The organism is Flavobacteriales bacterium (genome assembly GCA_016779995.1).
Classification (GTDB): Bacteria; Bacteroidota; Bacteroidia; order Flavobacteriales; family UBA7312; genus UBA8444.
Genome location: JADHMO010000015.1, coordinates 20,431 through 30,088, shown reverse-complemented (window position 1 = coordinate 30,088; position 9,658 = coordinate 20,431). Strand labels below are relative to the sequence as shown.

The following is a 9,658-nucleotide window of genomic DNA, read 5'->3' as shown; positions in this document are numbered from 1 at the left end:
GACCATTGGGTGCGTGAGTTAATCTGTATTGGGAAGTAGGGCTTTGAACCTGCAATAGCTGGGTTAAGAATAAAATCATTGGTAAGGTATTGACTGTACATAGGAAGTTGTTGGGCTTTTGTCAAAGCTGCCAAACAAACTAATATTACAATTAAACTCTTTTTCATTAATTTTTATCTTAACGTACAATGGTTACTGTTCCTGCAATAGGCTCCTCATCATTATTTAAAGTAATCACATAATAATAGGTAGCTGATGGTAGCGGATTATTTTCATACATTCCTTGCCACGCTCCTTCCCAAGCATTTATATATTTTTTGGTTGAATAAACTCTGTCTCCCCAGCGATTAAAGACTTCTACTAGAGCGTCAGGATATAATTCAATGTTATCTATGTGCCAATAGTCGTTGTTTTGGTCTCCATTAGGAGAAAAAGCAGAATACGCTGTTATACAGCTTTGGTCGCTAGAAGGCACTTCTATTTCTTGGTAATATTCGCAACCGTTGTTATCGGAAACCGTCACTCCATAAAATCCTGATTGCACCTCAGAATTTAATGCTTCTTCTGTATAGTTTGACCAAGAATAAGTATAAGGTTCGTATCCACCTGTTGGGAATACCTCAACACTACCATCATTATTGTCAACACAAGAAACCGCTTGGGTAACAAAGTCCAACTGAATAGGATTAATGGGGTCAATAGCAATTGCTACGTCTTGTTGGCAATTATTATAATCCGTTACTTGAATAGAGTACATTCCTGGATTTTGTATGTATATCAACTCAGAAGTTTCGTTGGTACTCCATAAATAATCATAAGGTGTAAGCCCACCTGAAGCAAATACTAATGCCGTAGCAATGGGGTTATCAGAGCACAATTGGGTATGCTCAACAAAAATATTTAATGAGTCAGGCTCAATAATACTAGTCGATGCTGTTAACACACATCCAAATTGGTCAGTTATTGTTACAGAATAGTCGCCGGCAGATAAACCTACAGCCGTGTTAGTAGTTTGAGCGTTACTATCGTCCCACAAAACAGAATATACTGATGAAGGATTAGGGCTGTTAAGAGTTGCTGCTATCATACCATTGTTGTTGCCATTACAAAGAATTGGAGTAACAAGCAGAGAAATGTTTGGTTCTGTAATCACAAAATCCATAGTTTCCTGACAGCCTAACACATCAGTTATTGTTACAGAATAAGCACCAGTAACAAGTTGCTCAATTGAATTCGTTGATGCTCCAGTTGACCAAGCTATGCTATAATTTGGTGTGCCTCCAGTAGGATTTACTGTTGCTGACCCAAAGTCACCATCGCAGCCTAAATTGATAAAGGATAAATTTGCATTAAGCTGATTGGGTTGAGTAATAGGCAGAACAGCAGCGGGTGAGGTACAATTATTGACATCGCTAACAACCACATTGTATGTGTTGGGTGATAGCCCATTTACAAGATATGGTGCTTGATTGGCTGAGTTATATAAGGCATCAACAAAATAGCTGTAAGCTCCAGTTCCTCCAGAAGCAGTAATAATCGCTTCTCCGTCAGAACCGCCAAAACAACTTACATTAGAAACTAGGTTAATATCAGAAATTAATAATTCATCGGGCTGAATTACTTCAAAAGGCTGAGGTGAAGATATGCAACCGTTATCATCAGTAAGCTGTAAAGTTTGTAGACCAGCAGACAAATTAGTTATAAGATTGTTGGCTGGTAATGGAAAAACCGTTGGGTCAGGAACAAAACTATAATTGTATGGTGGTGTACCGCCTATCGCGTTTACGTTTAATACCGCATCGGAAGCCCCAAAACAGCTAAGTTGAGAGCCATTGTAATCTGAAGACACTAAAGCTGAAACAATGCTTACTGGTTGTGGTTGGTTGAGATCATAAAATTGATTGTAAGAACAGTTGTTATCATCAATTACAGTAAACTCATAGGTATTTGCAGAAAGGTTGGAGAATACACCCGCTGCCTGAGTTGTTATTCCGCCATCAATAGAATACACATAACCACCTACCCCATCAATGGCCTGAACACTAATTTCCCCGTCACTAAAGCCGTTACATGAAATTTGAGATAGGGTTGTCATAAAATCAAAAGAAAGAGGAGTCGGCGCACTTAAAATCAAGTCTTGAGGTAAGGATTCACACAGATTACTATCTAAAGCCATTATAGAATAATTCCCTTCACCTAAACTACCAATGTCTAGTATTCCAGAGGATGAATAAGGATAAGTTAATCCCCCGTCAATACTGTATGAATATTCTCCGCCTGTGCCTCCAGTTGTGCTAAGTTGAATAGTTCCGTCTGTTGCATTTTGACAACTAACATCAAAACCAGAGTAGTCAGAAGTAATGCTAGTGGTCAGGTTCAAATCAATAGGGTTTGGCACCGTGGCATTGAATTGAACAAGGCAATTGTTAGCATCAGTTACTGTTACCAATGGCATTCCAGAACAAACATTTGCCACAACATTATTGTTGCCATTATCAGAACCATCAACGTTGAAGGTGTATGGCAACGCCCCGCCTGAGGCTTGAATATCTATTATAGCATCACAAGTTGAATTACAGCTAGCTTGTTGGATAACATTTACTCCATCAACAGTTAACTCTATGGGCTCAGTAATTTCAACATCTACTGGCAATGAAGTACACCCTTGAGCGTCTGTTGCAACAAATGTATAGGTGTCAGCTGCTAAAGCAGTTAGTGGGTTCACTAAGACATCTGTTAGGATTGGATTACTTGTGCTAGAATACTGATAGGTGTAAAGAGCATCGTCTCCACCAATAGATGATAGAGTAATTTCGCCGTCAGCACTATTTACACAACTGACATCAGAACCATTGTAATCAGATGAAATTTGAGGGTTAACAAAAACAGTGTCTGAACTACCAACCGAAGTTTGTAATTGTTCATAGACGAAGTTAGGAGCTAAAGCAGCATCTCTTGCCCAAACGTCATAGTTGCCAACAGCTAGATTGGTATAAATAAGGTTTGTGGACCATGGTCCCGCCAAACCGTTAATGGAATATTCTGTAGTTGCTGGAGCTGAGATGTCAGGGTAAATTTGGATTTGCCCATCAGAACTATTATAACAACTGGTATTTGTGGATTGAATACTATCAACATAACCTATCACTACTAGAGTGTAATCCTCTACCTCACCGTACTGAAAATTATTTACAGACCAATTTATGGCGTTTACTTGCCACAAAGCGGTAAACGCTCCTACTCTATTATAAACAATTCGCATTTTAATAGAGCCTAATGCTGCGGTATTTGGTATGGTTATGGAGGTATTAATGACAGGAAAATTAACGTCATAATAAGGAGAAGTATATACTAACTCGGTAGTCTCAAAAGTACCACTAGCATCATAATCAATGTAAACCTTTATTGCACGATTAGCATTAAATATTGAAGGGGTTGTGCCACAAAAGCCCCCCTCAACCTCAAGGTCGTAGGTTTCGTTTCTCAAAACTCCTGTGAAATATTCTGCTCCTGTTAAATTACCGTCACCATTATTTGTGTTACCTACTGAAAAATCGCTATAGCCTGTGCATGGTAATAAATTTGTGCCAACAGGAGGGTTCATGATATCCGTTGCATCATAAGGTAAACTGCCGAAATATACTCTTGAGATTACTTCATACTGAGAGTTAGTAGCGCCTTGAGAAAAGGCATCTATACCGATGAGAAATAGTACAAAAAACAGAGTGTGTTTGAACATAATAAGGTTACAGTACGGTTAACTAAGCACACAAAGTTAGCGAATTATTAACAATGTTGTTAGTTTTAATTACTTTTTAAAACGACAAAACCACAATTTATAAATTGTGGTTTTGTAGAGGTTTCGAGCGGATTCGAACCGCTGTAGATGGTGTTGCAGACCACTGCCTAGCCACTCGGCCACGAAACCAAAAGATGGCAAATCTAATAATTTTTTTAAAAATCTGTGTCTTTTATTCGTTTGTCTTTTACGACAACCTCTCTCACATCTCCGTTTATAGGTGGGTTTTTTTTAGCAACACTGACTTCTACTAAAGATATATTAGGGTGTTTTTTTATGATTTTTTCTAAAATACGAGCCACTACATGCTCAAGCAGTTTGCTGGCAACAGACATCTCCTCCTTTACAATAGCGTTTATAGACACATAATCTACCGTATGTTGTAAATCATCACTTTCTGAAGATTGTTTAATATCATACTCAAGTACAACATTAACTTCGTAATCTGATCCTATTTTGGTCTCCTCTGGCAAACAGCCGTGATAAGCGTAAACCCTTATACCCAATACTGAAATCGATGCCATCTTATGATAGAGTATCTATTGCGGTTTTTAATCTACGGATAACCTCATCTTTTCCTAGTAATGCAGAGATTGCAAACATAGAAGGACCCATACCTAAACCTGTTACGGAAAGTCGAAAAATGGGCAAGACCATACCTAAACCCCATTGATTATTTTCAAGGTGTGATTTAAATTGAGCTTCTATCTGTTCTGCACCAAAATCAGACATGGAAGAAAATAAATCAATAATAGAATTTAAAACCTCAGGTGAATTGTCTTTCCATTTTTTATGCCTTGTTTTTTCATCGTAATCTGATGGTGGCTGAAAGAAAAACTGACTAGACTCCCAGATATCATTAATAAAGGTAGCACGTTCCTTCATCAGTTCACAAACCTCAGCAAGATAGCTAGGATCTATTGCTTTAGCCTCATTGACAGATTCCGTTAATAGTGACGCTAAAGTTGCTCCGTCTTTTTCTCTCAAATATTGTTGGTTGAACCATTTAGTTTTATCAAAATCAAATTTAGCCCCCGCTTTACCTACCCTATCCAAAGAAAAGGTTTGTATTAATTCATCCATGCTAAAAATTTCTTGAGAAGTCCCTGGGTTCCAACCTAGAAAAGCCAACATATTTGTAAAGGCTTCAGGGAAATAACCCTGCTCACGATAACCCGAAGAAAGCTCCGAAGTTTCAGGATTAGTCCATTGAGTTGGGAAAACGGGAAAGCCAAGTCTATCGCCATCACGCTTACTTAATTTACCGTTGCCGTCAGGTTTTAATATCAATGGTAAATGAGCAAATTGAGGACAGTCCCATTCAAAAAAGCGATAAAGCAAAACATGTAATGGAGCTGAAGGCAACCACTCCTCTCCCCTTATAACATGTGTTATTTGCATCAAATGATCGTCTACCACATTCGCCAAGTGGTATGTAGGCATCCCGTCCGATTTAAAAATAACCTTATCATCAAGGTTAGTGGTATTGACTACAACCCACCCTCTTATGATGTCTTGTATTCTAACTTCTTCGTTTCGTGGCATTTTAATACGAATAACGTACTTATCTCCACGATCAATCCTCTCTTTCACCTCATCTTCTGATAGGGTTAAGGAGTTTTGCATACTTTCTCTTACAACCGCATTGTATTGTGGCGAAGGTACGCCAGCATTTTTCATGCGCTCACGCATTTTTTCCAATTCTTCGGGAGTGTCAAAGGCATAGTAAGCATATCCCTTTTGCAAGAGCAAATCGGCATACTGTCTATACATAGGCTTTCGTTCTGACTGGCGATAAGGCCCTAAGTCTCCACCTTTTCCAAGTCCTTCATCAACTTCTATTTTGCACCATCTTAATGCGTCTAAAATATACTGTTCGGCACCAGGCACAAATCGTGTTTGATCGGTATCCTCAAGGCGAAGTAAAAAATCTCCTCCGTGTTTTTTGGCAAACAAGTAATTATACAGGGCTGTGCGGACACCACCCATATGCAAAGGTCCTGTTGGACTAGGAGCAAAACGAACTCGAATTTTATTCATTGTATAAGTTTATTTGGGAGGCAAAGATACATTTTATTGAATATCGAGAGGCTTTCTTGGTGGAAGTAAAAATCATAACTTTGCAATATGAACGAGAGAAGTGTGCTAATTGAAAAGTTGGAGAAATTCATCAGTAAATATTACAAGAATTTACTGCTCAAAGGAGGCATATATTTTGTTTCTGTATTTCTATTGTTTATTATCTTATTTTCTACTGTTGAATATTTTGGTCAGTTTAATAGTACTGTCAGAACAATTTTATTTTGGAGCTTTTCGATACTGAACGCTATTGTATTTTGGCGATGGGTAGCTATCCCCTTGAAAGGGCTGTATAGATTAGGCAAGTCCCTAAGCTATTATGAAGCTGCCAAGATTATCGGTGAGCATTTTAAGGATATAGAGGATAAGCTAACAAACCTTTTACAACTACAAGAATTATCTTCTCAAGAAAACGCACTTGTTGAGGCGAGTATTGAGCAAAAAATAAAATTACTTAAACCTATTCCATTTTCTTCGGCTATAGACTTAAAAGCAAACACTTCCTATTTGAAATATGCTATTATCCCTGTGGGTATATTGTGCGCAATATTTTTAAGTGGAAATAAAAAAATGGTGGTGGATAGCTCAGCGCGAATACTTTCGTATAACACTGATTTTGTTCCTCAAGCCCCCTTTGAATTCATAATTGACAACCCTAGCTTAGAGGCTATCAAGGGTAATGACTTTTTACTAGAAATGCATTTTGCAGGTGCAGAAATACCAAAGAAAAGTGCCATTATTATTGGTGAAAACCGTTACGAAATGCGTCAAAATAGTACAGGACATTTTTCGTTCTTATTCAAAAACCTACAAAAATCACAAACTTTTGGGTTTGAAGCCAATACTTATAAGTCAGAAATTTATACCCTAGAAGTTATTCCAAAACCTAGTGTAAACAACTTTTCTGTAAAACTGAATTATCCCAAATACACCAATCGCAAAACCGATAACCTAAAGAATGTCGGCAACCTACAGGTTCCACAAGGAACTAAAATAAAGTGGTCCATTGTTGCCAAAGAATCTGAAAAAGTATACATCCGTTTTGAAGAAAGCATAGAGTGTATGCGTACAGGAAAAAATGAATTCGAATACGATAGGGTATTCTTAAAAAACACCAACTATTCCCTAGTTGCTCAAAACAACTTTTTGCTTGGCGATAGTATCCTCTATGAAATTAATGTTGTCCCAGACGCATATCCAAGTATTCAAGTTAATGAAACGCTGGACAGCATCAATACCATGTGGCACTATTTTGAAGGGTATGCAGAAGACGACTACGGTATAAAAGAGCTCTTGTTTAAATACCGATTTTTAGACGATACTTCACAGTGGGTAAGTGAATTAGTGCAACTGACAAGCACGTCTAACAAACAAGGCTTTAGCTATGCGGTGGACTTTCAAAATTTAGGACTAAAATATGGTGTCGGTCTTGAATACTTTTTTGAGGTATGGGATAACGATGGAATAAACGGAAGTAAACCCACAAAATCTAGCCTTTTTAACTTTCAAGCAGCTAGTGTAGATGAACTTGAAGCTATGGCTGAAGAAGAAAACACACAACTGAAAAATGATTTAGAAGAATCTAAAAAACTAGCTGAGGACATTCAAAAAGACTTGGAAGAACTACAAAGGCAATTGCTTAAAGACAAAGAACTAAGCTGGGAGGACAAACAAAAAACCAAAGAACTATTAGAAAAGCAGGAGACATTAAAAAAGAAAGTTAACGATATACAAAAGCAGCAAAAACAAAATCAACTTGCTGAAAATGTATACCAAAAACCCAATGAAGAACTCCTGCGTAAGCAAGAAGAAATTCAACGACTTTTTGACAGTATCATGAATGAAGAGCTACAAGAAATGATGCAAGAGCTCAATGAAATGATGAACACCATAGACAAGGAAGAACTTCAGAAAATGTTGGAGGATATGCAACAAAGCGATGAAGACATAGAAAAAGAACTGGATAGAACTTTGGAGCTATTCAAACAAATGGAGTTGGAACAGAAACTAGAAAAAAGTATTGATGAATTGCAACAACTTGCTGAAAAGCAAAGGAATCTAGCCGAAGAAAGTAATAAAGGAAATCAAGACAAAGAAACTTTAACCGAAAAACAGGACGAACTAAACAAAGAATTTGAGGCTCTTCAAGAAGATTTAGAAAAGGTCAAAGAACTGAATGAACAGTTAGAAAATAAGCAAGACATACCAGACACTAAATCTGATGAAGAAAAAATAAAAGAAGACATGCAGAAAAGTGCTGAACAACTGCAAAAAAACATGAAGAAACAAGCCGCTAAAAATCAAAATAATGCAGCGGATAAAATGGAGGAAATGAGTCAGTCCTTACAATCTGCTCTTCAACAAGCTCAGTCAGACGCCATAGCTGAAGACATGCAAACCCTCAGGCAGATTCTAGAAAATTTAATTCGATTGTCCTTAGATCAAGAAAATATATTAAAATCTATTGGAACAATTAATCTCAACAGCCCATTATATCTAGACTACCTACAATTGCAAAATAAGCTACAGGCTGACGCTCAAATTATCGAAGACAGTCTATTTGCTTTGAGTAAGCGTCAACCACAAATAGAATCGGTAGTCAATAGCGAAATAAACGCCATAAATAATAGTATGGAAAAGGCTTTGATAGAAATGGCTGAAAGAAGTTCTGCTAGAGCTAGTGAACGCCAACAATTTGCGATGACAGCTGCCAACAACCTAGCACTTATCTTATCAGAAGTATTAGAACAAATGCAAAAAGATTTGGCAAATATGGACCCTAAACCCGGTGATAAAATGTGCAACAAGCCCAATAATTCAGGTGGGCAAGGAATGAAGGAAATGAAGAAAATGCAACAGCAAATTCAAGAGCAAATGAAGAACATGATGCAAGGTAAAAAAGGGGAAAAGGGCAATAAAAGTAAATCCAGTAAAGGCTTAGCCCAACTGGCTGCTCAACAAGAAATGATACGTCAGAGAATGGGTGAAATCAGAGACGAATTGAGTGGCGATAAAAACGCAAAAGATAATATTGACAAGATGATGAAAAAAATGGAGGAAAATGAAGTCGACATCATCAATGACCAAATAACACGAGAAACATTACTCAGACAAGAAAGTATAATGAGCCGATTACTCGATGCCGAGAAAGCGCAACGAGAACGAGACAAAGACAAGCAAAGACAATCTACTGAATGGATGGATAACCTATCAAAAAGACTAATCAATCCTTTCGAAGATTATCAAAAAGAAAAGGAAAAACAGGAGGAGCTTTTACGTACAATACCACCTTCATTTACGCCTTTTTATAAAAACAAAGTAAAAGACTATTTCAAAGAAAATGGAGAGTAATATCTACTATCATAGTGAATGTGATTTTCAGCTAAAAGACGAGCAGTCTATTACAAAATGGCTTAAAGATGCTATTAGTACAGAAAACAAAGAGCTAGGAGAAATCAATTACATCTTCTGTGACGATCAATATCTTTTAAAGAAAAACCAAAAGTATTTGCAACACGATACCTTCACAGACATTATTACATTCGATTATACGGAGGAAAACCGTCTATCTGCCGATATTTTTATCAGCATAGAAAGAGTAAAAGAAAATGCTATTACCTTTGCAGTACCGTTTGATACCGAACTTAGACGGGTAATAATACACGGCGTACTTCATCTGATGGGTTATAAAGATAAGGCCGAAGAAGAGGCCGAAACAATGAGAAGTAAAGAGAATTATTACCTCTCTAAAAATATTTAACATATTGATATACAGAATAT

The 9,658-nt window shown here is 37.3% G+C and carries 6 protein-coding genes and 1 tRNA gene; 2 read left to right on the top strand and 5 right to left on the bottom strand.

Features of this window, described 5'->3' with window-relative positions; genetic code table 11:
• From ISP71_07985 to ISP71_07965, 5 genes are all read right to left on the bottom strand, one after another.
• Nucleotides 1-167, bottom strand: a 167-nt coding sequence (locus ISP71_07985; protein ID MBL6664024.1) for a type IX secretion system membrane protein PorP/SprF, incomplete at its 3' end; no start/stop codon positions are given.
• Nucleotides 168-178: 11 nt separating this feature from the next.
• Entirely contained in the window at nt 179-3,739 is a 3,561-nt protein-coding gene (locus ISP71_07980; GenBank protein ID MBL6664023.1) for a gliding motility-associated C-terminal domain-containing protein, read from the bottom strand.
• A gap of 118 nt (nt 3,740-3,857) precedes the next feature.
• Nucleotides 3,858-3,928: transfer RNA gene (locus ISP71_07975), tRNA-Cys, on the bottom strand.
• Between the two features lie 26 nt (nt 3,929-3,954).
• Complete coding sequence (folB, locus tag ISP71_07970) at nt 3,955-4,323, bottom strand: dihydroneopterin aldolase (GenBank protein ID MBL6664022.1); 369 nt, start codon at nt 4,321-4,323, stop codon at nt 3,955-3,957.
• A gap of 1 nt (nt 4,324) precedes the next feature.
• On the bottom strand, nt 4,325-5,839 hold the full coding sequence (locus tag ISP71_07965; GenBank protein ID MBL6664021.1) for a glutamate--tRNA ligase: 1,515 nt from the start codon (nt 5,837-5,839) through the stop codon (nt 4,325-4,327).
• 87 nt (nt 5,840-5,926) lie between these two features.
• On the opposite strand from ISP71_07965, the gene ISP71_07960 reads away from it, so the two are divergent.
• Both ISP71_07960 and ybeY read left to right on the top strand, forming a co-directional pair.
• Nucleotides 5,927-9,229 (top strand): hypothetical protein, encoded by a 3,303-nt coding sequence (locus ISP71_07960; GenBank protein ID MBL6664020.1) that lies wholly within the window; start codon nt 5,927-5,929, stop codon nt 9,227-9,229.
• The gene (gene ybeY / locus ISP71_07955; protein MBL6664019.1) at nt 9,219-9,638 is read left to right on the top strand and encodes an rRNA maturation RNase YbeY; all 420 of its coding nucleotides are present in this window, start codon (nt 9,219-9,221) and stop codon (nt 9,636-9,638) included. Before ISP71_07960 ends, ybeY begins: the two co-directional genes overlap by 11 nt.
• Nucleotides 9,639-9,658 lie beyond the last annotated feature (20 nt).